The 22143-nt window shown below is 70.9% G+C and carries 17 protein-coding genes; 9 read left to right on the forward strand and 8 right to left on the reverse strand.

All coding sequences use genetic code 11. The features are described from left to right. Positions 1-18: 18 nt before the first annotated feature. Complete coding sequence (locus ABD236_RS31890; protein WP_344080031.1) at positions 19-1509, reverse strand: oligopeptide:H+ symporter; 1491 nt, start codon at positions 1507-1509, stop codon at positions 19-21. A 571-nt stretch (positions 1510-2080) separates the two neighbouring features. Here ABD236_RS31890 and ABD236_RS31895 point away from each other — a divergent pair. Both ABD236_RS31895 and ABD236_RS31900 read left to right on the forward strand, forming a co-directional pair. Continuing rightward, positions 2081-2758 (forward strand): response regulator transcription factor, encoded by a 678-nt coding sequence (locus ABD236_RS31895; RefSeq protein ID WP_067159845.1) that lies wholly within the window; start codon positions 2081-2083, stop codon positions 2756-2758. 58 nt (positions 2759-2816) lie between these two features. After that, entirely contained in the window at positions 2817-4079 is a 1263-nt protein-coding gene (locus tag ABD236_RS31900; protein WP_344080036.1) for an ATP-binding protein, read from the forward strand. A gap of 5 nt (positions 4080-4084) precedes the next feature. On the opposite strand, the gene ABD236_RS31905 is transcribed toward ABD236_RS31900, so the two are convergent. After that, positions 4085-4603, reverse strand: a complete 519-nt coding sequence (locus tag ABD236_RS31905; protein WP_344080039.1) for a GtrA family protein — start codon at positions 4601-4603, stop codon at positions 4085-4087. 213 nt (positions 4604-4816) lie between these two features. On the opposite strand from ABD236_RS31905, the gene ABD236_RS31910 reads away from it, so the two are divergent. The 4 genes from ABD236_RS31910 to ABD236_RS31925 all read left to right on the forward strand — a co-directional run bounded on the left by ABD236_RS31910 (position 4817) and on the right by ABD236_RS31925 (position 9328). After that, a complete protein-coding gene (locus tag ABD236_RS31910) occupies positions 4817-5956 on the forward strand; it encodes a 5-(carboxyamino)imidazole ribonucleotide synthase (protein ID WP_344080042.1) in 1140 nt (379 codons plus the stop codon). Further along, entirely contained in the window at positions 5953-6483 is a 531-nt protein-coding gene (gene purE, locus ABD236_RS31915) for a 5-(carboxyamino)imidazole ribonucleotide mutase (protein WP_344080045.1), read from the forward strand. The genes ABD236_RS31910 and purE overlap by 4 nt, the downstream gene beginning before the upstream one ends. A gap of 5 nt (positions 6484-6488) precedes the next feature. Further along, a complete protein-coding gene (locus tag ABD236_RS31920; protein ID WP_344080097.1) occupies positions 6489-7673 on the forward strand; it encodes a dipeptidase in 1185 nt (394 codons plus the stop codon). A gap of 452 nt (positions 7674-8125) precedes the next feature. Beyond that, a complete protein-coding gene (locus ABD236_RS31925) occupies positions 8126-9328 on the forward strand; it encodes a dipeptidase (protein WP_344080048.1) in 1203 nt (400 codons plus the stop codon). A gap of 35 nt (positions 9329-9363) precedes the next feature. On the opposite strand, the gene ABD236_RS31930 is transcribed toward ABD236_RS31925, so the two are convergent. Next, a complete protein-coding gene (locus tag ABD236_RS31930; RefSeq protein ID WP_344080050.1) occupies positions 9364-10689 on the reverse strand; it encodes a UDP-glucose dehydrogenase family protein in 1326 nt (441 codons plus the stop codon). A 189-nt stretch (positions 10690-10878) separates the two neighbouring features. On the opposite strand from ABD236_RS31930, the gene ABD236_RS31935 reads away from it, so the two are divergent. Further along, positions 10879-12036: an acyl-CoA dehydrogenase gene (locus tag ABD236_RS31935; RefSeq protein ID WP_344080054.1), complete on the forward strand. Its 1158-nt coding sequence runs from the start codon at positions 10879-10881 to the stop codon at positions 12034-12036. A 69-nt stretch (positions 12037-12105) separates the two neighbouring features. Here the strand turns inward: ABD236_RS31935 and ABD236_RS31940 are convergent, their stop codons facing one another. Both ABD236_RS31940 and ABD236_RS31945 read right to left on the reverse strand, forming a co-directional pair. Further along, positions 12106-13356 carry an LAETG motif-containing sortase-dependent surface protein gene (locus ABD236_RS31940; protein WP_344080056.1) on the reverse strand — a complete coding sequence of 417 codons (1251 nt, stop codon included), beginning with the start codon at positions 13354-13356 and terminating at the stop codon, positions 12106-12108. Between the two features lie 195 nt (positions 13357-13551). Beyond that, a complete protein-coding gene (locus ABD236_RS31945) occupies positions 13552-14886 on the reverse strand; it encodes an LCP family protein (protein ID WP_344080058.1) in 1335 nt (444 codons plus the stop codon). A 128-nt stretch (positions 14887-15014) separates the two neighbouring features. On the opposite strand from ABD236_RS31945, the gene ABD236_RS31950 reads away from it, so the two are divergent. After that, entirely contained in the window at positions 15015-15551 is a 537-nt protein-coding gene (locus ABD236_RS31950; RefSeq protein ID WP_344080061.1) for an acyl-CoA thioesterase, read from the forward strand. Positions 15552-15845: 294 nt separating this feature from the next. Here the strand turns inward: ABD236_RS31950 and ABD236_RS31955 are convergent, their stop codons facing one another. Continuing rightward, complete coding sequence (locus ABD236_RS31955; RefSeq protein ID WP_486387792.1) at positions 15846-17339, reverse strand: LCP family protein; 1494 nt, start codon at positions 17337-17339, stop codon at positions 15846-15848. An 83-nt stretch (positions 17340-17422) separates the two neighbouring features. On the opposite strand from ABD236_RS31955, the gene ABD236_RS31960 reads away from it, so the two are divergent. Then, positions 17423-18448: a glycosyltransferase family 2 protein gene (locus ABD236_RS31960; RefSeq protein WP_344080064.1), complete on the forward strand. Its 1026-nt coding sequence runs from the start codon at positions 17423-17425 to the stop codon at positions 18446-18448. 112 nt (positions 18449-18560) lie between these two features. On the opposite strand, the gene ABD236_RS31965 is transcribed toward ABD236_RS31960, so the two are convergent. Together ABD236_RS31965 and ABD236_RS31970 are read right to left on the reverse strand one after the other, a co-directional pair. Then, positions 18561-20279 (reverse strand): LCP family protein, encoded by a 1719-nt coding sequence (locus ABD236_RS31965; protein WP_344080067.1) that lies wholly within the window; start codon positions 20277-20279, stop codon positions 18561-18563. Between the two features lie 107 nt (positions 20280-20386). Next, entirely contained in the window at positions 20387-22099 is a 1713-nt protein-coding gene (locus tag ABD236_RS31970) for an LCP family protein (RefSeq protein WP_344080070.1), read from the reverse strand. Between the last annotated feature and the right edge of the window lie 44 nt (positions 22100-22143).

A 22143-nucleotide genomic window follows, 5' to 3' on the forward strand; every position in this document is an offset into this window, starting at 1 on the left:
GTACAGGAGGCGTGCGGATCAGTGCACGTCGCCCATGAGCTCCTTGACCTTCTTGCGGTACATCCAGACCGCCACGCCCGCGGCCACGGCGAGCGCGGCCTCCATGGCGACGACGCCCTTGCCGTTGAGCTCGACGCCGCCGATGGACAGGAGGCTGGTGGTGGCGTCACCGGCGGTGACGGCCAGGAACCAGACACCCATCATCTGGGAGGCGTACTTCGCCGGGGCCATCTTGGTGGTGACCGAGAGGCCGACCGGGGAGAGGGTGAGCTCACCGACGGTCTGCACGAAGTAGATCGCCACCAGCCACAGCGCGGCGGCCTTGTGGCCGTCGCCCGCGATCGTCAGCGGGATCAGGAAGACGAAGAACGAGGCACCGACCAGGACCAGGCCGGACGCGAACTTCACGATCGTGCTGGGCTCCTTGCCGCGGCGGTTCAGCGCCAGCCAGATCCAGGCGAACACCGGGGCGAGCGCCATGATCAGGACCGGGTTGACCGACTGGTACCAGGAGACCGGGAACTCCCAGCCGAAGACGCTGTTCTCGGCCGAGCTGTCGGCGAAGATCGACATCGTCGAGCCGCCCTGGTCGTAGATCATCCAGAACACGGCCGCGGCGACGAAGAACCAGATGTACGCGGACATCTTCGACTGCTCGGTGCGGTCCAGGTCCTTGTCGCGCTTGATGCGCGCCAGCACCCAGACGGGGATGACCAGACCGGCGACGGCGATCGGGACGAGCAGCCAGTTCAGCGTGTAGTGGCCGGTGAGGACGACGACGCCGTAGAAGACGGCGGCGACGGCCATCCAGATCAGACCCTTGCGCAGGGTGGAGGTGCGCTCCTCGGCGCTCAGCGGCGTCGGGACGACCGCGGAGCGCTCCGCCAGGTGGCGGCTGCCGAGCAGGAACTGGCCCAGGCCCAGCGCCATGCCGAGGGCGGCGAGCGCGAAGCCCAGGTGCCAGTTGACCTCTTCACCGATGGTGCCGATGATCAGCGGCGAGGCGAAGGCGCCCAGGTTGATGCCCATGTAGAAGACCGTGAAGCCACCGTCGCGGCGCGGGTCGTCCGGGCCGTCGTAGAGGTGGCCGACCATGGTCGAGATGTTGGCCTTGAGTAGACCGGAGCCGATCGCGACCAGACCCAGGCCCGCGTAGAACAGGCCCGCGGACGGCAGGGCCAGCGTCAGGTGGCCCAGCATGATGATCGCGCCGGCGACGGCGACGGTCTTGCGGGGGCCGAGGACGCGGTCGCCGAACCAGCCGCCCGGCAGGGCGAGCAGGTACACGAGCGACAGGTACACCGAGTAGATCGCGGTCGCGGTGGTCGCGCTCAGGTGCAGACCGCCCGGAGCCACCAGGTACAGCGGAAGCAGTGCCTTCATGCCGTAGTAGGAGAACCGCTCCCACATCTCGGTCATGAAGAGAGTGGCCAGGCCGCGGGGGTGGCCGAAGAAGGTCTTCTCGGTACCGGTCGTGCTGGCCGAGTCCTTCGTCAGGCTGGACGCCATGGTCGATCCTTGCTTGCTCGGGACGCGCGCTTCGTGAGCGGTTGTCGCGCCCGGTGGGGGGTGGCCGGCACCGGCAGGGGAGCGCCCGCCCCTACGCCCGAGGGGTTCGCGTCCGTGGTGACGGATGCGAGAGGACGGACCCACCGGGATCCACGCCCGGGGCGCAACATCGCGCCCGGGGCCCGGCCCACAGGTCATTCACTGTCTTCGGAACCAGTAATTCCGGTCCCTTTGCAGAAAAGAGACCCTTGGCGCGCCAAGCAGGCCAAAGGTCCCCGAGTTAGTGCTAAAGGCGTTGAGACACCATACGACACCACACAGCCGCATATGGAAGGACTTGAGAGATGGATCACAGGCGTCGCTGGAACCATCCGCCCATATTCGAAGGTGGTTAACAGGATCGCATCCCAGAGCCGCAGGGGCGGACAGCCAAAAGACGATCAAGGAACGGCCGCCGGACGATCAAGAGGCGATCAGCCGACGATCAGGAACGGGCGTGGCCCCCAACCCCGCCCGGTCCCTGACGGGTTCCACGGACAGCCCGTCCCGGTCGCGGACTACCATCACCCCCATGACCCGTGTACTGCTCGCCGAGGACGACGCGTCCATCTCGGAGCCGCTGGCCCGCGCACTGCGTCGGGAGGGTTACGAGGTCGAGGTCCGCGAGGACGGCCCGACCGCCCTCGACGCCGGACTCCAGGGAGGCGCCGACCTCGTCGTGCTCGATCTGGGGCTGCCCGGCATGGACGGCCTGGAGGTGGCCCGCAGGCTGCGCGCCGAGGGCCACACCGTCCCGATCCTGGTGCTGACCGCCCGCGCCGACGAGGTGGACACCGTGGTCGGCCTGGACGCCGGGGCCGACGACTACGTCACCAAGCCGTTCCGGCTGGCCGAGCTGCTCGCCCGGGTGCGGGCCCTGCTGCGGCGCGGTGCCACCGAGCCCGCCCCCCAGCCCGCCACCCACGGCGTACGGATCGACGTGGAGTCGCACCGCGCCTGGATGGGCGACGAGGAGCTCCAGCTCACCGCCAAGGAGTTCGACCTGCTGCGGGTGCTGGTGCGCGACGCGGGCCGGGTGGTCACCCGCGACCAGCTGATGCGCGAGGTCTGGGACACCACCTGGTGGTCCTCCACCAAGACGCTCGACATGCACATCTCCTGGCTGCGCAAGAAGCTCGGCGACGACGCCGCCAACCCGCGCTACATCGCCACCGTCCGAGGCGTCGGCTTCCGCTTCGAGAAGAGCTGACCCGGGTGGGCCGACGGTGTGCGTCGGTCCCCGCCCGTACGGCCTGGGACACTGAGGCATGCGCCGCCGACTGATCAACTCCACGCTCGCCGTGGTGCTCGTGGTGATCGCCGTCTTCGGCGTCTCCCTCGTCATCGTCGAGACCAGGACGATCAGCAGCAGCGCCCAGGAGAGCGTGAACTCCGAGGCGCTGCGGCTGGTCAGCGTCATCGACAGCCGGATGCTCGCGGGCGAGTCGGTCGGCCCGCAGTCGCTGGCCGGGGTCGGCCCCGACCGCTACGCCCGGATCCGGATCCCCGGCCGCGCCCCCATCGAGCTCGGCGCCCGGCCCGGCGGCTCGCTCATCCGTGGCACCGCCACCGGCGCCCGCGGCGAGTCCGTCCTGGTCGAGGAGTCCCGCTCCACGGTCACCCGGGAGGTCGGCCGCACCCTGCTGATCATCGGCGCGGTGGCGCTCCTTGCCATCGTCTCCGCGGTGCTCCTCGCCGTACGCCAGGCCAACAAGCTGGCCTCCCCGCTCACCGACCTGGCCGAGACGGCGGAGCGGCTCGGCTCCGGCGACCCGCGCCCGCGCCACAAGCGGTACGGCGTGCATGAGCTGGACCGGGTCGCCGACGTCCTGGACTCCTCCGCCGAGCGGATCGGGCGGATGCTCACCGCCGAGCGCCGGCTCGCCGCCGACGCCTCCCACCAGCTGCGCACCCCGCTCACCGCGCTCTCGATGCGGCTGGAGGAGATCGCCCTCACCGACGACCTGGACACGGTCAAGGAGGAGGCGACGATCGCGCTCACCCAGGTGGAGCGGCTCACCGACGTGGTGGAGCGGCTGCTCACCAACTCCCGCGACCCCCGGACCGGCTCGGCCGTCGTCTTCGACCTCGACGAGGTGGTCAAGCAGCAGCTGGAGGAGTGGCGCCCGGCCTACCGCAGCGCGGGCCGCGCCATCGTCCGCTCCGGCAAGCAGGGGCTGCGGGCGGTGGGCACCCCCGGGGCGGTCGCCCAGGTGCTCGCGGCGCTGATCGAGAACTCGCTGATGCACGGCGGCGGCACGGTCGCGGTGCGCACCCGGGTCACCGGCAACCAGACCGTGGTCGAGGTCACCGACCAGGGGCCCGGCGTACCGGCCGACCTCGGGGCGCGGATCTTCGAGCGGAGCATCAGCGGCCGCAACTCCACCGGCATCGGCCTCGCCGTCGCCCGCGACCTCGCGGAGGCCGACGGCGGCCGGCTGGAGATGCTCCAGCAGCAGCCCGCGGTGTTCGCGCTCTTCCTCAGCCGGGTGGCGCGCGGCCCCCGGGAGCCGGAGCAGACGATCAGATGACCGGTTTACGACCCTGAAGAGGTGTGCCGGGCGTACGGCTGCGGGGCCTCGCCCAGAAAGGATTCGGCGGTCTGCACGGCCTCCCGGGCGGGCAGCGCCCGGAACACCCAGGTGCGGTAGGACCAGAACCGGAAGACGGTGCCCAGGCCCAGGCCCACCACGTTCTTGGCGATGTTGTCGGCGACCGTCGAGGTGTAGCCGAAGCCGTAGTGCGAGAGCGCCAGGACGCCGTTCTCGATGACCAGACCGATGCCGCTGAACAGCAGGAAGAGCATCAGCTCCCGGCTGCGCCGGCCGCCCTCGGTGTGCCGGTAGGTCCAGTAGCGGTTGCCGACGTAGTTGGTGGCGATGGCGACGGCGGTCGCGATGACGCCGGAGCGCACCACCGCCAGGTGGGCCACGTGCATGCACAGGTTGAAGACGATCGCGTTGACGACGAACCCGATCGCGCCGACGGCGCCGAACTTCGCGATCTCCCGGGCGAGCAGCTGCAGTCGCGCACGCAGTGCGCCCCGTTCACTCATGGTGATCGCTCAGCCCCGTTCGGATCGGTGTCGTTCTCTGGAATCGGTGCCACCCGTCATCGGTGTCACTCGTCGTATCAACCCCGCCATGCTAACCAGCGCCCCAGGGCATTGCTCGTGGACGCCCGCACATCCCGGCCACGCGGGGCCCGCCCCGGCGCGGGTGGACCGGCTCCTTCCGGGGCCCCTGGAGGCGGCGGATACCCTGGGGGTGTGACGTTCCCGGTAGTCGGCATGGTCGGCGGCGGTCAGCTCGCCCGTATGACCCACGAGGCGGGCATCCCCCTCGGCATCAGATTCAAGCTGCTCAGTGACACCCCCCAGGACTCGGCGGCCCAGGTGGTGAGCGAGGTCGTCATCGGCGACTATCGCGACCTGGACACGCTGCGTGCCTTCGCGCGCGGCTGTGACGTGATCACCTTCGATCACGAGCACGTACCCACCGAGCACCTGCGGGCCCTGGAGGCGGACGGCATTCCCGTCCGGCCGGGGCCCGACGCGTTGGTGCACGCCCAGGACAAGGGGGTGATGCGCGCCAGGCTGGACGCGATCGGCGCGCCCTGCCCCCGCCACCGGCTGGTGGCGGACCCGGCCGACGTGTCGCGGTTCGCGGCGGAGGGCGAGGGCTACCCCGTCATCCTCAAGACCGTGCGCGGCGGCTACGACGGCAAGGGCGTGTGGTTCGTGCGCTCCGAGGCGGACGCGGCGGACGCCTTCAAGGCGGGCGTGGACGTGCTCGCCGAGGAGAAGGTCGACTTCACCCGCGAGCTCGCGGCCAACGTGGTGCGCTCCCCGCACGGTCAGGCCGTGGCCTACCCGGTCGTCGAGTCGGTCCAGGTCGACGGCGTCTGCGACACGGTGATCGCCCCCGCGCCCGACCTCGGCGAGGAGCTGGCGGGCGAGGCCCAGCAGCTGGCCCTGCGCATCGCGGACGAGCTCGGTGTGGTCGGCCACCTCGCGGTCGAGCTCTTCGAGACCCGCGACGGGCGGATCCTCGTCAACGAGCTGGCCATGCGCCCGCACAACTCCGGCCACTGGACCCAGGACGGCGCGATCACCTCGCAGTTCGCCAACCACGTCCGCGCCGTGCTCGACCTTCCGCTGGGCGACCCGCGCCCGAGGTCGACGTGGACGGTCATGTGCAACGTGCTCGGCGGCGACTACCCCGACATGTACTACGCGTATCTGCACTGCATGGCCCGCGACCCCCAGCTCAAGATCCATATGTACGGCAAGGACGTGAAGCCCGGCCGTAAGGTCGGCCACGTCAACACCTACGGCGACGACCTCGCGGACGTACGCGAGCGCGCCCGTCACGCGGCGGACTACCTCAGAGGAACGATCACCGAATGAGCACCACCTCTCCCCTCGTCGGCATCGTCATGGGCTCGGACTCCGACTGGCCGGTCATGGAGGCCGCCGCCCAGGCGCTGCACGAGTTCGAGATCGCGTACGAGGTCGACGTGGTCTCCGCGCACCGGATGCCGCACGAGATGATCGCCTACGGCGAGCAGGCGGCGGACCGCGGGCTGAAGGCGATCATCGCGGGCGCGGGCGGCGCCGCCCACCTGCCCGGCATGCTCGCTTCCGTCACCCCGCTCCCGGTGATCGGCGTCCCCGTCCCCCTGAAGTACCTGGACGGCATGGACTCGCTGCTGTCCATCGTGCAGATGCCGGCCGGGGTGCCGGTGGCGACGGTGTCGGTGGGCGGGGCGCGCAACGCGGGTCTGCTGGCCGCCCGTATGCTGGCCGCCCACGACGGCGAACTCCTCGCGCGGATGCGGGAGTTCCAGCAGGAGCTGAACGACCAGGCGACCGAGAAGGGCAGGCGGCTGCGCGCCAAGGTGGAGACCTCGGCGTCCTTCGGCTTCGGAAAGTGAGCACGGTGGACCACCTCGCCCGGGCCCGTACGCTGCTGGCCCAGCACCCCGTCGTCGACGGTCACAACGACCTGCCCTGGGCGCTGCGCAACCAGGTCGGCTACGACCTCGACCGCCGTGACGTGGGCCGGGACCAGAGCGGGCATCTGCACACCGACATCCCCCGGCTGCGGGCCGGCGGGGTCGGGGCCCAGTTCTGGTCGGTGTACGTACGGACCGACATGGCGGGCGACGAGGCGGTTAGCGCCACCCTGGAGCAGATCGACTGCGTCGACCAGCTCATCGCGCGCTATCCCGGGGAGCTGGCCGGGGCGCTCACGGCGGACGACATGGAGAAGGCCCGGGCGGCCGGCCGTATCGCCTCGCTCAAGGGCGCGGAGGGCGGCCACTCCATCAACAACTCCCTCGCCACGCTGCGGGCGTTGTACGCGCTGGGCGTCCGCTACATGACGCTGACGCACAACGACAACCTCCCGTGGGCGGACTCGGCGACGGACGCGCCCGGGGTGGGCGGCCTTTCGCCCTTCGGCCACGAGGTGGTCCGCGAGATGAACCGGCTCGGCATGCTGGTCGACCTCTCGCACGTGGCGGCGACGACGATGCGGGACGCGCTGTCCACGTCCGAGGCGCCGGTGATCTTCTCGCACTCCTCGGCGCGGGCGGTGTGCGACCACCCGCGCAACGTGCCGGACGACGTGCTGTCGCTCCTGCCCGGCAACGGGGGAGTGGCCATGGTGACCTTCGTACCGAAGTTCATCCTGCCCGCGGCGGTGGAGTGGACGGCGGCGGCGGACGAGAACCTGCGGGCGCACGGGCTGCACGCGCTGGACACCTCGCCGGAGGCGATGGCGCTGCACGCGGCCTTCGAGGCGGCGCACCCGCGTCCGGTCGCGACCGTCGTCACGGTCGCCGACCACCTCGACCACATGCGGGCGGTCGCCGGGATCGACCACGTCGGGATCGGCGGGGACTTCGACGGTACGGCGTTCACCCCGTCCGGCCTGGACGACGTGGCCGGCTACCCGAACCTGATCGCGGAGCTGCTGAGCCGGGGCTGGTCGGAGCCGGACGTGGCGAAGCTGACGTGGGGGAACGCGGTGCGGGTGCTGCGGGATGCGGAGGCCGTGGGGCGCGATGCCCGCGCCCACCGGGGCCCGTCGCTGTCCACGCTCCAGTCCCTGGACGGGTAGGCCCCCGCCGCGGCGGGGCGGGTAAGCCGGGGGCCACGCCCCCGGACCCCGCCGTCCACCTGCGGACCGGTGGGTGGCTGCTCGCGCAGTTCCCCGCGCCCCTGAGACCCTCGTTCGTCTGCGGGTCGTTGCCGGTTGCTTGCGCAGTTCCCCGCGCCCCTAGGGGGTTGGCGGCAGTCGGAGTGCTCAGCTCAGCCACAGGCTTTTAGGGGCGCGGGGAACTGCGCGATCAGCCGACCACCGGCCCGCAGACGAAAGAGGGCTTCCTGGCCCGCAGGGAACGGCCCGAGCCGCCGTACTACCCAGGGGCGCGGGGAACTGCGCGAGCAACCCACCACTCACCCGCAGACGAACCCCGGGCAACCCGAACGGCACAGCCGCCGCGACCACACGGCGGCCCCGTGTGAGGGTGGACGTACGCGCCGTCGCCAACGCCGAACCGGGAGGCTGTCATGGCAGATCTGCAGGACGAAGCCGACGCCACCGCCGGCATAGGCGCACCGGACCGCCCCGCGCCGGACCGCCCCGCGCCGGACCGCCCCGCACCGGACCACCCCGCCCCGGACCACCCCGCCACCCCCCGCAAGCGCCCGGGCCAAGAGCCCGACGCCCCCCTCGACACCCTCGACCCCGAGGTGCGCGCCCGCATCCACGCCCTCCTGCGCACCCACCCCGTCGCCGACGGCTACAACACCCTCGCCCAGGTCCTCGTGAACACCCCGTGGCACGACGTCGAGCTCGGCGAGAGTTCGCTCGACACCGACATCCCCCGGCTGCGGCACGGCGGCGTGGGAGCGCAGTTCTGGTCGCTGATGGTGCCCGCCGACTGCCCGGACCCCGTCAGCGCCACCCTGGAGCGCGTCGACCGGCTCCGTACGCTCGTCGACGCCTGCCCGGAGGGGCTGCGGCTCGCCCTGGCCGTGGGGGACCTCGCCGACGCGCGCAACCACGGCCGGGTCGCCTCGCTCTTCGGCCCCGTCGCCGCCCACGCCCTGGGCGACTCGCTGGGCACGGTACGGGCGTACCACGCCCTCGGCGTACGCGCCGTCGCCCTCACCGCCACCGCCAGCTGGACCCGCGCGGGACTGACCCGCTTCGGGCAGGAGGTGGTGCGCGAGCTCAACCGGCTCGGCATGGTCATCGACCTGTCCGGAGCCGCCCCGGAGACCGCCCGCCAGACCCTCGGCGCGGCCAAGGCGCCACTGGTCCTCACGCGCTCGGCCGCCCGCGCCCTCACCGACCACCCGCTCAACCTCACCGACGAGCTGGCCGAGGGGCTGCCGGAGAACGGCGGCGTCTGTCTGGTGAGCTTCGCCCCGGCGCAGGTCGCCCGCGCCGGGCGGCCCGCCTGTACGCAGGACGTCGCCGACCACATCGAGCATCTGCGCGAGGTCGTCGGGCCGGAGCACCTCGGCCTGTCGGGCGGGTACGGCCTGGCGCCGGGCGCCCCGAGGACCGTGGGCCTGGAGGATGCCTCCTGCTATCCCGTACTGCTCGCCGAGCTGATCGACCGAGGCTGGGACGACACCGATCTCGCCGCTCTGACCTGGGGCAACCTCGCCCGGGTGATCCGTGACGTCGACTTCGCGGCCCGCGCCGCCCAGCCCCGCCGGGGGCCCTCCACCGCCACCATCGAGGACCTGGACCCCCGGTAGGGACTCCCCGGCAGGGGCTCCCCGGTAGGGACGGGCTACGCCCGGGGGCGGCCCATCGCCCGGAACGTCCAGCCCGCCTCGCGCCACTTCACCGCGTCCAGCGCGTTGCGCCCGTCCAGGACGATCCGCGCCCCGGCCACCTCGCCCAGCGCCGCCGGGTCCAGCTCGCGGAACTCGCGCCACTCGGTGAGGTGCAGCACCACGTCCGCGCCCCGGACCGCGTCCAGCGCGGTGTCCGCGTAACCCAGCGTGGGGAAGAGGCGGCGGGCGTTGTCCATGCCCTTGGGGTCGTAGACGGTGACCTGGCCGCCCTGGAGGTGGATCTGCCCGGCCACGTTGAGGGCGGGCGAGTCGCGTACGTCGTCGGAGTCCGGCTTGAAGGTGGCGCCGAGCACGGCGACCCGCTTGCCGAGGAAGGAACCGCCGCCCAGCGCCTCCCGCGCCATCTCGACCATCTGGCCGCGGCGGCGCATGTTGATGGAGTCGATCTCGCGCAGGAAGGTCAGCGCCTGGTCGGCGCCGAGCTCACCGGCCCGGGCCATGAAGGCGCGGATGTCCTTGGGCAGACAGCCGCCGCCGAAGCCGATCCCGGCCCGCAGGAACTTCTTCCCGATGCGCTCGTCGTGGCCGATCGCCTCCGCCAGCTTCACCACGTCACCGTCGGCGGCCTCGCACACCTCGGCCATGGCGTTGATGAACGAGATCTTGGTGGCCAGGAAGGAGTTCGCGGAGGTCTTCACCAGCTCGGCGGTGGGGAAGTCGGTCACCACGAAGGGGGAGCCCTCGCCGACCGGCGTCGCGTACACCTCGCGCAGCAGCTTCTCGGCCCGCTCGCTCTCCACGCCGACCACGATCCGGTCGGGGTGCAGGGTGTCGTCCACGGCGAAGCCCTCGCGCAGGAACTCGGGGTTCCAGGCCAGCTGCACGCCCTCGGGCAGCCCCGCCGCGAGCCGCGCCGCGGACCCGACCGGCACGGTCGACTTCCCGACCACCAGCGCGCCCTCGCGCAGATGCGGGGCGAGCGAGGCGAAGGCGGCGTCGACGTACGACATGTCGCAGGCGTACTCGCCGTGCTTCTGCGGGGTGTTCACGCAGACGAAGTGCACATCGCCGAAGGCGCCGACATCCTCCCAGGAGGTGGTGAAGCGCAGCCGCCCGCTGGAGCCCTCGATCCCGGCGACGTGCCGGCGCAGCAGGTCCTCCAGGCCCGGCTCGTACATCGGCACGCGCCCCTGCGCCAGCATCTCGATCTTCTCGGGGACGACGTCGAGGCCCAGCACCTCGAACCCCAGCTCCGCCATGGCCGCGGCGTGGGTGGCCCCGAGGTATCCGGTGCCGATCACAGTGATCTTGAGGGCCATGCGGTGCTCCTGGGAGGTACGGGCTTGAGGGCGCTGCCCGAGCATAGTCGGGGCCCCGCGCCGCCCGTGATCCGCCTTGATCAAGAGCCTTCGCCGCCTGTCGTCAAGCTCACGTATGCCCCGGGGCGTACACCCCACTAAAATTAAGGTTACTTAACGGTAGTTAGCGCCCTTGGGGAGTGAGTCACCTTGGCCGGAACGGCTGATTTCGACCTGTACCGCCCGTCCGAAGAACACGACATGCTCCGCGACGCGATCCGCTCGCTCTCCGAGGCGAAGATCGCGCCGTTCGCGGCCGAGGTCGACGAGGAGGCCCGCTTCCCGCAGGAGGCGCTGGACGCCCTGGTCGCCAATGACCTGCACGCCGTGCACGTCCCCGAGGAGTACGGCGGCGCCGGCGCCGACGCGCTCGCCACCGTCATCGTGATCGAGGAGGTGGCCCGCGTCTGCGCGTCCTCCTCCCTGATCCCGGCCGTGAACAAGCTCGGCTCGCTCCCGGTGATCCTCTCCGGCTCCGAGGAGCTGAAGAAGAAGTACCTGGGCCCGCTGGCCAAGGGCGACGCGATGTTCTCGTACTGCCTCTCGGAGCCGGACGCGGGCTCCGACGCGGCGGGCATGAAGACCCGCGCGGTCCGCGACGGCGACTTCTGGGTCCTCAACGGCGTCAAGCGCTGGATCACCAACGCGGGCGTCTCGGACTACTACACGGTGATGGCCGTCACCGACCCGGAGAAGCGCAGCAAGGGCATCTCCGCGTTCGTCGTGGAGAAGTCCGACGAGGGCGTCTCCTTCGGCGCCCCGGAGAAGAAGCTCGGCATCAAGGGCTCCCCGACGCGCGAGGTCTACCTCGACAACGTCCGCATCCCCGCCGACCGCATGATCGGCGCGGAGGGCACCGGCTTCGCCACCGCCATGAAGACCCTGGACCACACCCGCATCACCATCGCGGCCCAGGCGCTCGGCATCGCCCAGGGCGCCCTCGACTACGCCAAGGGCTACGTCAAGGAGCGCAAGCAGTTCGGCAAGCCGATCGCCGACTTCCAGGGCATCCAGTTCATGCTCGCCGACATGGCGATGAAGATCTCCGCGGCCCGCGCGCTCACGTACCAGGCCGCGGCGGCCTCGGAGCGCGGCGACGCGGACCTGACCTACCTGGGCGCGGCGGCGAAGTGCTTCGCCTCGGACGTCGCCATGGAGGCCACCACGGACGCCGTCCAGCTCCTCGGCGGCTACGGCTACACCCGCGACTACCCGGTCGAGCGCATGATGCGCGACGCCAAGATCACCCAGATCTACGAGGGCACCAACCAGGTCCAGCGCATCGTGATGGCGCGCAACCTGCCCTAGCCGCAAGCCGGTCGGGCCCGTATCCGTGTGTGACGGATACGGGCCCGAGGCGTACTACGGGGGTGGTGTTCAGCCGTCCGTGCGGCGGCGGCGCGCCGCCATGACCGCTCCCGCGCCCACCACCAGCGCCGCGCCGCCCGCCAGGGCGAGCTTCGGGGTGGCGGAGGAGGAGCCGGTGGCGGCGAGCTGGCCGGAGGACGTGGTGTTCACCGCAGTGGTGGACGTGCCGCCCAGCGGCTTGGTGTCCGTGGTCCGCGCCTTGCCCGTGCCGGGCTTGGCGCCGGCGGCGAGGATCTCGAACGGGTACTTGTCCATCGGCGGCTCCGAGCCGTCGCAGGGCTTCTCCCCGTTCAGGGCCGCCACGAAGGCGAAGCCCTGGCCCGCCGGGGTCTTGGCGTCGAGCTTCAGCCGCAGCTTCACGTCGGTGTGCGCACCGGCCGCCAGGTTCTCGACCACGCCCGCGCGGTGCAGGCTGTCGACGTCCTTCCAGCCGCCCGACCTGTCGGTGGACCACTGGAGGTGCAGCAGACCGGCGGAGACCTTGTGGTGGCTCTTGTCGGCGGCCCAGACGTAGGTGAACGGCCGCAGCCTGGCGATGGCCTTGTCCGTGCCGTTGGTGATCCGCAGCGAGAAGTCGGTGCTGGTGCCGGCAGCGATCTGCGACGGCAGACCGGTGAGGACCGTGCTGACGAGCAGGCTGCCGGGCTCGCAAGTGGGTTCCGCGGCCGCCTTCTTGGCGTCGGCGAGCGCCTTGTCGGCCGCCTCCTTCGCCGCGAGCGCGGTCTTGGTGGCCTCGGTCGCCCTGTACAGCGCCTTGAAGGCGGCGACCTCGGCGTCCTGCGCCTCCTTGAGGGCGGCCTTGGCCTTCTCGACGGCGGTCTTCTCGACCCCGGCCGCCGTCTCGGCGTCCTTCTTGGCGTCCGCGAGCACCTTCTCGGCGGCGGCCCGGTCCGCGGCCGTCGCATCGGCGGGCAGCTTGTCGAGGATGAACTGGGCGTCCGAGACGGCCTTGTCGGCGACGGTCCTCGCGGCCGTCGCGGTGCCCGCCTCCTTGTCGGCCGCCTTGGCCTTCACATGCAGGGGCGCGGTGTCGGAGGTCGCCGCGGCCACCGCCTCGCGGGCGGTCTTCTCGGTGGCGAGCGCGTCCTCGTACGCCTTCTTCGCGGCCGCGGCGGCCTTCTCCAGCTCCGCGATCGTCGGCTTCTGCTGGGTCTGCGCGGCCGGCTTGGCGTCGGCGAGCGCGGGTCCAGCCGAGAGGATCACGACGGGAGCGGTCACAGCGGCGGCGACGGCCGTCGCCAGTGCACGGCGAATGTTCACTACAGCCCTTCGGAGTACGGGAGAACGTACGAACGCCGGTGATCGTATGACCGGAACAAGGGCCGCAGTAGTGCTTTCTTCACGCCAAAAACCCCGCCCAACCCGCCTGTTGGGCGGGCAAAGCGGGGCAAGGGCGGGCAGTTGTGCAGACCGCTGTGTTTTCTCTGTGAGTCTTGTCGCGTTACGGGACCGGGCTCACCGGGACGCCGTCACCGTGACCTTCTGGTCGTTGTTCAGCTCGTTCACCAGCTGCTTGACCTTCGAGCTGTCCCAGACCAGGGACGTCTGCGGGCCGTTGCCGGAGATCGGCATGTTCATCGAGGTGCCGCCGCCGCTGGTGACGCCCTTCATCGCCCAGAACATGTCCGCCAGGTCGAACAGGCTCATGTCCTTGTCGACGATCAGCGTGTCCAGGCCCGCGCCCATCACCGGGTAGAGCTTGAACGGGTTGAGCACGGTCGTCGGGGTGGCCGTCTGGCTGGCCAGGGCGGACAGGAAGCGCTGCTGGTTCTTGGTGCGCTCCAGGTCGCCCGCCGCATAGCCGTGGCGGTTGCGGACGAAGGCCAGGGCCTGCTGGCCGTCGAGGGTCTGCTTGCCCTTCTTGAAGTCGGCGCCCGAGTCCTTGTCCTTGATGTCCTGCGGGATGTCGATCTCCACACCGCCGACCGCGTCCACGATGTCCGCGAAGCCCGCGAAGCCGATCTCGGCGTAGTGGTCGATGTGCAGCCCGGTGTTGGCCTCGATGGTGCGCACCAGCAGCTCGGGGCCGTCCATCGCGTACGCCGCGTTCAGCTTGTTGTGGCCCTTGGCCGGGAACAGCTTGCCGGACTGGGAGCCCTTGAAGCTGGGGATCTGCACCCATGAGTCGCGCGGCAGCGAGATCATCGTGTTCCCGTTGTCACCGGTGTGCAGGATCATCATCGAGTCGGTCCGCTTGCCCTCGGCGGAGCCGGTGTGCAGCTTCTTCTTCTCGTCCTTGGACAGCCCGTCGCGGGAGTCCGAACCGACGATCAGGTAGTTGGTGCCCTTGCCGTCGCCGGGGCGGTCGATGACCTTGGACAGGTCCACCTCGCGGCGCACCTTGCCGTCGGCCCAGAAGTAGGTGCCGACACCGACGCCGACCACGGTGACCACCAGGACCAGCGAGCCGATCATGATGCGGCGCCGCCAGTTCGGCCGGGGCCTGGCGGGGGCGCCGGCCGCGCCCGGGCCGCCGCCCGGTCCACCCGGACCGCGGCCGCCGGGCCCGCCGGGGCCGCGCCCGGACGGGGTGCCGTACACCTGGCCGTCGCTGTAGCCGCTGTCGTACGCACCGGGTGCGGGCACACCGTTGCCGTACTGCTGCTGCCCGTAGCCGCCGCCGTCGTCGTACGAGGGCTGCTGCGGCGGGACCGGGCGCTGCGGGCGCACGGGGGCGGAGCCCACGGGGCGCTGCACATGGCGCATCACGCGCGGGCCGTCCGGCTGCGCGGCGGAGCTGCCGCGGCCGTAGCGCTCGCCGCGGTCGTCGTCGGACCATCCGTCGTTCATGCCGTCAAGCATGCACGGGTCCCCCGCGTGTCTGACAGGGTGGGTGGGGATCTGGGCCCGTGCTGTTGCACAGCTGATGCAATGTCCGCGCAATGAGGACACGCCCGGCCGCGCATAAGCTGGGCGGTATGACTGATCTCCCGGGCGATCTCGCGGGCAAGCCGACCTCGGCGTCCCGCACCACCCTGAGCCACATCATGACCGCCCATGACACCAACCTGCTGGGTACGGTGCACGGCGGCGTGATCATGAAGCTGGTGGACGACGCGGCGGGGGCGGTCGCCGGACGCCACTCCGGGGGCCCGGCGGTCACGGCGTCCATGGACGAGATGGCGTTCCTGATGCCGGTGCGGGTCGGCGACCTCGTCCATGTGAAGGCCCAGGTCAACTGGACCGGCCGGTCCTCCATGGAGGTCGGGGTCCGGGTGCTGGCCGAGCGGTGGAACGAGTCCACCCCGGCGCAGCAGGTCGGCTCGGCGTATCTGGTCTTCGCGGCGGTCGACTCGGACGGGAAGCCGCGCGCGGTGCCGCCGGTGCTGCCGGAGACGGAGCGGGACGAGCGGCGCTACCAGGAGGCCCAGATCCGCCGCACCCACCGCCTCGCCCGCCGCCGCGCCATCCTGGAACTCAGGGAGAAGCGGGCGGCGGAGGGCCTGGACGACTAGGGTCTGTCCGATGGGTCCGGTCGGCACGCGGGGGTTTGGCACGCCCTCCCCCAAGGCCTTAAGGGCCAGGGGGGACCCCCAGCGGCGTTGTCGTCGGTTGCCGACTCCCCCAAGCTCTCGGCTCCGCTCGAGCAGGGAGGGGCCCCCACGCGTCGACGCCCTCCTCCGCCTTGCAGCTGCACGCACCAAACCCCCGCTCACCAGCACCGAAAAGGCCCCCGGGACCGAAGCCGACCGGACCCATCGGACAGGCCCTAGGCCCCGGCCCGAGCCGCCCTCCGGGCGCCACGGGCGCTACGGGCACAGCGACTGGTCGCCCGTGACCGTGTCGAACTCGCCCGCCCCCGTCGCCTCCGCCCGGACCCTGCGCACCTCCGTGAAGTCGGTTCCCGCCGTGACCTTCAGGACCGGGCCCAGGCCCTTGACCGGGCGCAGTTCGCTGCCGGGCAGGGCCGTGGCCAGGGAGCGGGCCGAGCGGTCCCAGCGCGGGTCGTACTCGACCAGCGTGCGGTGGAGGTCGGCCGTGCCGCCCGCCATCGGGTTGCCCGTGGTGCGAAAGCCCGTCGCGCGCAGGGCGTCGTCGACCCGGCGCCCGAGGCCGTCCTGGCGGGTGCCGTTGTAGACCTGGACCCGGATCCGCTCCGGCGCCACCTCCACCGTCGCGCCCGGCAGCCGGCCCTTGCCGTCCTGCCCCTTGGGCCGCGCCAGCGGCCGGTCCTCGCGCAGCTCCGCGAAGAGCTTGCGCGACTTCACCGGGTCCCACTTCAGCGTCGAGCCGATCCCCTTCACCGGGAAGCCCATCTGCCCGATCGGCACGGTCGCGAACTCCGACGACGCCGGGGCGAAGTTCCGCATCGTGCGCCCCAGCGAGAGGATCTCCTCCGCGCCGAAGCCCTGGTCCGCCCGGACCGAGGAAAGCAGCGTCGAGGCGACCTCCCGGAAGCGCACCGGGTTCATCAGCACCCCCGACCCGGTGGCCCGGTGGATCAGCGCCGCCATGAACTTCTGCTGGCGCTGCATCCGGCCCAGGTCCGCCGACCCGTCGGTGTGCCGGGAGCGTACGTACTGGAGCGCCTGCCCCCCGTCGAGGTTGTGCGTGCCCGCCGGGAGGTCGAGGCCGGTGTAGGAGTCCCGCATCGGCCGGGCGGTGCAGATCTGCACCCCGCCCAGCACGTCCACGGTCTTCATGAAGCTGGTGAAGTCGACCTCCAGATAGTGGTCCATCTTGAGGCCGGTCATGTGCTCCACCGTGCGCACCGTCAGCGCGGGCCCGCCCTCCGCGTACGCCGCGTTGATCTTCACGGGGTGCTGGTTGTGGTGCGCCCCGGTGTTCTGGTCGGTGTGCTCGGGGATCTCCGCGTAGCTGTCGCGCGGGATGCTCACCACGCTCGCCCGGCTCCGGTCCGCCGAGACGTGCACGATCATCATCGTGTCGGTGCAGTGGCAGGGCGCCCCGCCCAGGCGGTACTTCTCCTTCTCCTCCGGGGTGATCCTGTCCCGGCCGTCCGTGCCCACCAGCAGGATGTTGGTGCCGTTCCCGCCCTGCGGCCGGTTCTTCATGTCCTTGAACGGGTCGACCCGTCCGATCCCGCTGTCCAGACTGGTCACCACGGCGTGCCCCACCCCGCCCGCACCCAGCACGAGGACCGAGAGGGTCGTCGCCATCCGCATGCCCCAGCGGGGCCGCTCGTCCTGCTGTCTGGTGCGGGGCCGGTCGGTACGGGGGGAGCGGGAGGGGGGCGGCGTGGGCACGGGGACCTCCGCGGGCGAAAGGGGGATAGTGAGCACCGTAAGCCCATACGATCTGCGACAACCGGCGCCGCCCCGGCCGCGCGCAACGCTGTCCCCCGTTCGCGGTAACGTGACCCACGATGAACGCCACGCACCCCGCTGTCTCCGTGATCATGCCGGTCCTCAATGAGGAGCGGCATCTGCGCAACTCGGTCCGCCACATCCTGGAACAGGAGTACGAGGGCGAGATGGAGGTGGTGATCGCGCTCGGCCCGTCCACGGACCGCACGAACGAGATCGCCGCCGAGCTGGTACGCGAGACCGCCGCCAACGAACGAGCGCGGGTCCACACCGTGCCCAACCCCACCGGGCGTACGCCGGCGGCCCTGAACGCGGCCATCAAGGCCTCCCGCCACCCGATCGTGGTACGGGTCGACGGCCACGGCATGCTCTCCCCGAACTACATCGCCACCGCCGTCCGCCTGCTGGGCGAGACCGGCGCGCAGAACGTCGGCGGCATCATGCACGCCGAGGGCGAGAACGCCTGGGAGGACGCCGTCGCCGCCGCCATGACGTCGAAGATCGGCGTCGGCAACGCGGCCTTCCACACCGGCGGCGCGGCCGGCCCCGCCGAGACGGTGTACCTGGGCGTCTTCCGGCGCGAGGCGCTGGAGCAACAGGGCGGCTACAACGAGGAGTTCATCCGCGCCCAGGACTGGGAGCTGAACTTCCGCATCCGCGAGGCGGGCGGCCTCATCTGGTTCTCGCCCGAGCTGAAGGTCCAGTACCGCCCGCGCCCCAGCGTGCGCGCCCTGGCCAAGCAGTACAAGGACTACGGCCGCTGGCGCCATGTCGTCGCCCGCTACCACGAGGGCTCCATCAACCTGCGCTACCTCGCCCCGCCGACCGCCGTCTGCGCGATCGCGGCGGGCGTCGTGGTGGGCGCCGTGCTCACCCCGCTGGGCTTCGTGATCCCGGCCGGTTACCTCGCCGCGATCGTGGCGGGCTCGCTCCCGGCGGGCCGGGGGCTGCCGCTCAAGGCCCGCCTGCAGATCCCCGTCGCCCTCGCCACCATGCACATGTCCTGGGGCTACGGCTTCCTGACCAGCCCGAAGGCGCTCGCCAAGAAGGTCATCGCGAGCCGCCGCCCGGCGGTCAAGGTCTGACACCGCCTCGTACGACTCGTACGAAAGGGGGCGCCCGGTGCTTCACAGCACCGGGCGCCCCCTTTCGCGTACGCGCCGACCAGAAGCCGACCAGAAGCCGACCAGAAGCCGGCTAGAAGCGGTACGGCCAGTAGATGTCCATGCAGTCCGACTTGTTGGCGCCGTTGATGTTCTCCGTGCCCTTCAGCGGGTCGCTGTCCTCCGCGGCCTTCTTCGGGTACGTGGCGCCGGTGCGCCAGTCGGCGCCGACCGTGAGGGTCAGCGTGGAGACGTCGGCCGACACCTTCACCGCGCTGGACGGCAGCTCCATCGCGGTCGCCACCGACAGCGCGTCGGCCTTGCCCTGCGCGCCCGCGCTCTTGGGGTACGTGAGCGTGGTGACCGCGGCCGAGCCACGGACGTCGGAGGCCTTCGCCTTGTAGAAGCCCTTGTTCTTCAGGGTGTCGGCGACCGTGGTCGCCCGCTTCTGGGTGGGCGCGGCGCCGCCCGCGCCGGTGCCGTTGACGACGGACAGTGCGAGCGAGCCGGCCGGGGTGGCCGCCGGGCCCTTGCTCTCCTGCTTCGCCGGGGCCTCGTCCTTCTTGTCGAGCGGCTTGTCCTCGCGCAGCAGCGACCACAGCGCCTCGGCCGCGCCGGGCGCCGGCAGCACATGGTCCTTGTTCTTGTAGTCCTGGATCCGCGGCATGGTCAGCATGTTCATCCGCTCCATCGGCACGCTCTTGAGCTCCATGCCGAGGTCGTAGAGCTTCTTGACCGTGCCGAGCTCCCGGGAGACCTGGAGCGACTTGGTGGCCGTCTCGGCCAGGTTCATGATGCGCCCGGTGTTGGTGAAAGCATTCTGCTTCTTCAGCTCGCGCATCACCGAGTTGAGGTACATGTGCTGGGCCTTGGACCGGCCCAGGTCGCTCTCGAAGGCGTGCCGGGTGCGCAGCCACTGGAGCGCCTGCTCGCCCTTGACCTTGTGCGTGCCCGCGGTGAGCCGCAGATGCGAGCCGCCCGGCACCTTGGGCTTGGGTCCGTCGTACACGTTCTGCTTGACGCACACGTCGGCGCCGCCGACCGCGTCCGCCATCGCCACCACGCCCGCGAAGTCGACCATCATCCAGTGGTCGATGTAGACACCGGTGAGCTTCTCCCAGGTGTCCAGGACACAGCCCGCGCCGCCCCGCCCCAGCGCCTCGTTGATGAGGGTGTTGGTGGCCGGCATCGTCTTCTTGGTCTTCGGGTCCACACAGGAGGGGATGTCGACGCGGGTGTCGCGCGGAATGGAGACCACCGAGGCGCTCTTGCGGTCCGCGGAGACGTGCATCAGCATCTGTACGTCGGCCAGCGGCGGGCTGCCGACGCTGTCCTTGGAGCCGCCGAGCTTGAGGTTCGCGGGGTTGTTGCGGTCGTCGGAGCCGATCAGCAGGACGTTCAGCGGGGTCTGGCCGTCGGCGTTGGCCGCGGACTTCTTGGCGTTGGAGCCGCCCGCGCTGCGGTCGCCCTTGCGGATGTTGCCGTTGAGGTGCTCGTAGTAGAGATAACCGGCGCCGGCCGTGCCGAGTATGAGCAGGGCGAGCGTCGAGGCGACCCAGCGCAGCACCCGTCTCTTGCCCTTCTTCTTCACCCGTTTGCGCGGACCGCCCCGGCGGTGCCCGGAGCCCTCGCCGGCCGTGGCCTTCTCGGGCGTGCCCTTGCCGTCGCCCGGCCCGTCGCCGGACGAGCGCTGCGCGGGCGGCCGGTCGCCGCCCCCCTCCTCGGTGTAGAGAGACTCGTCCCAGCCGAGCTGATCGGCGCCTTGGACGCGCCGCGGCCGCGTTCCCTCCCCGCGCACGCTGTTCTGCCCCACCCCAATACCCCCTGTCTCAGGTGGTCTCCGCGCCCCGTGGGGGCCGGAGACCTGTTGTCACTTGGCACACGCCGGTCGCGTACGCATCAGTTGCGTACGCACGGGTGTCACTTGGCGCACACCGACTTGTCCGCTTCGACCTTCTGGATGCCCTCGGGCGCCTTGGCCGGTGCGGTGATCGGAATGCCTGCGCCCTTGAAGTCCGCGCCGAGGGTCAGCACCATCGGCGTCTTGCCCACCGCGTCCTGGGTCCCCGGCTTGAGCGCCGTCGCGGGCAGACCCATCAGATCGGCGAGCTTACGCGCCTGGTCCGCCTGGTTGGGCGCGTAGGCCAGCGTGGTGGCCTTGAGCTTCGCCGGGGCGTTGCCGCCGTTGTCCGACTTCAGCACGCCCTTGCTGTTCTGGAGCCACAGCAGCGTCTGGGAGGCGGAGCCCGCCACCGCGCCGCCGTTGAGCACCTGGACGCGCACGGCGGACGCCTGGGCGCGGGTGCCCTTGAGGAGCGCCGCCTGGGCGTCCTTGGCCTCGCTCTCCTTCTTCTTCACCTCGGTGAACGACACGTCGGAGCGCATCATGCTGAACACCTGCGGCGCCTTGACCGGGTCGATGACCACGGTCTTGTGCACCTTGCCGTCAGCGGGATTGTCGATGACCGGAACGGTCGTGAAGGTGACGTTCTTGAGATCGACCTTGCTGAGGTCCTGCGCGAGGCTGGTCAGCTTCTTGATCGACCCTATCCCCGAGTCGACGGTGAGCGCCTTGGTCGCCGCGTTCGCCAGCCCGTAGATCTTGGTGGGGCTGGTGAGCGTCGAGTCGGACTTCATCTGCCGCATCATCGAACTCAGGAACTGCTGCTGCTGCTTGATCCGGTCGAGGTCGCTCTCGTTGCCGAAGCTGTGCCGGGTCCGTACGAACGCCAGGGCCTGCTCGCCCTTGATCTTGGAGACCCCGGCCGGCAGCTTGAGGTGCGACTTGGGGTCGTTCACCGGCTTGGCCAGGCACACCTTGACCCCGCCGACCGCCGTCGACAGCTCCTTGACCGCGTTGAAGTCGGCCATCATGAAGTGGTCGACGCTCAGCCCGGTGAGCTCCTTGACCGTCCGCATCGTGCAGCCCGGGTCGCGGCCGTCCTGGCCCAGGCTGGTGTTGAAGCGCACGTTCGCCTCGGACCGCACCGTCTTGACGGTGCCGTCCTTCTGCTTGGTCGGGCACTCGGGGATGTTGGTGACCAGGTCGCGCGGGATGGACAGGGCGGTCGCGTTGGAGCGGTCCTTGGAGACGTGGAAGAGGATGTTGGTGTCGGCGTGGCCCTCGCTGCCCTTGTCGCCGTACCCCTCGTTGCCCTTGCCGGTGCGCTTGTCCGTACCGATGATCAGGATGTTCACCGGGCCGTCGGAGGTGGCGTGCTTGCTGCCGGCGTCACCGACGTCCACGGTGTTCAGGTTGTTGTTGAAGTGCTGGTAGAGCAGATACGCGCCGGTCGAGCCCGCGACGAGGACGAACCCCAGCACACCGCCCGTCCACATCAGGACCTTCTTCTTGCGGGACGCCTTGGGCTTGCGCTTGCGCCGGCCCGCCGCGGTGGGCGGCCCGTCCTGGTCGCCGCCGGAGCGGCGGTTGTCACGCTGACCGGGGACGTCGCGGCGGCCGGGGCCGCCTCTGCCGGGGGCGGTGGTTCTGCGCGGGGGAGTGCCTGCCGACGGGGACGACTGCGGTCCGGAGGGATTCAGTCGCAATTCGTAATTGCCCGTCTGCGGGTTGAGTACCCACTGGTCTGCCGGGTCGACTTCCTCTGCCCGCCCACGGCTCTGCGCATCCACGGTTGCCTTAGTCCTCCGTCGGTGCCACTCGAGTCACTTCCCCC

The sequence above is a fragment of the Streptomyces crystallinus genome (genome assembly GCF_039521265.1).
Taxonomy (GTDB): Bacteria; Actinomycetota; Actinomycetes; order Streptomycetales; family Streptomycetaceae; genus Streptomyces; species Streptomyces crystallinus.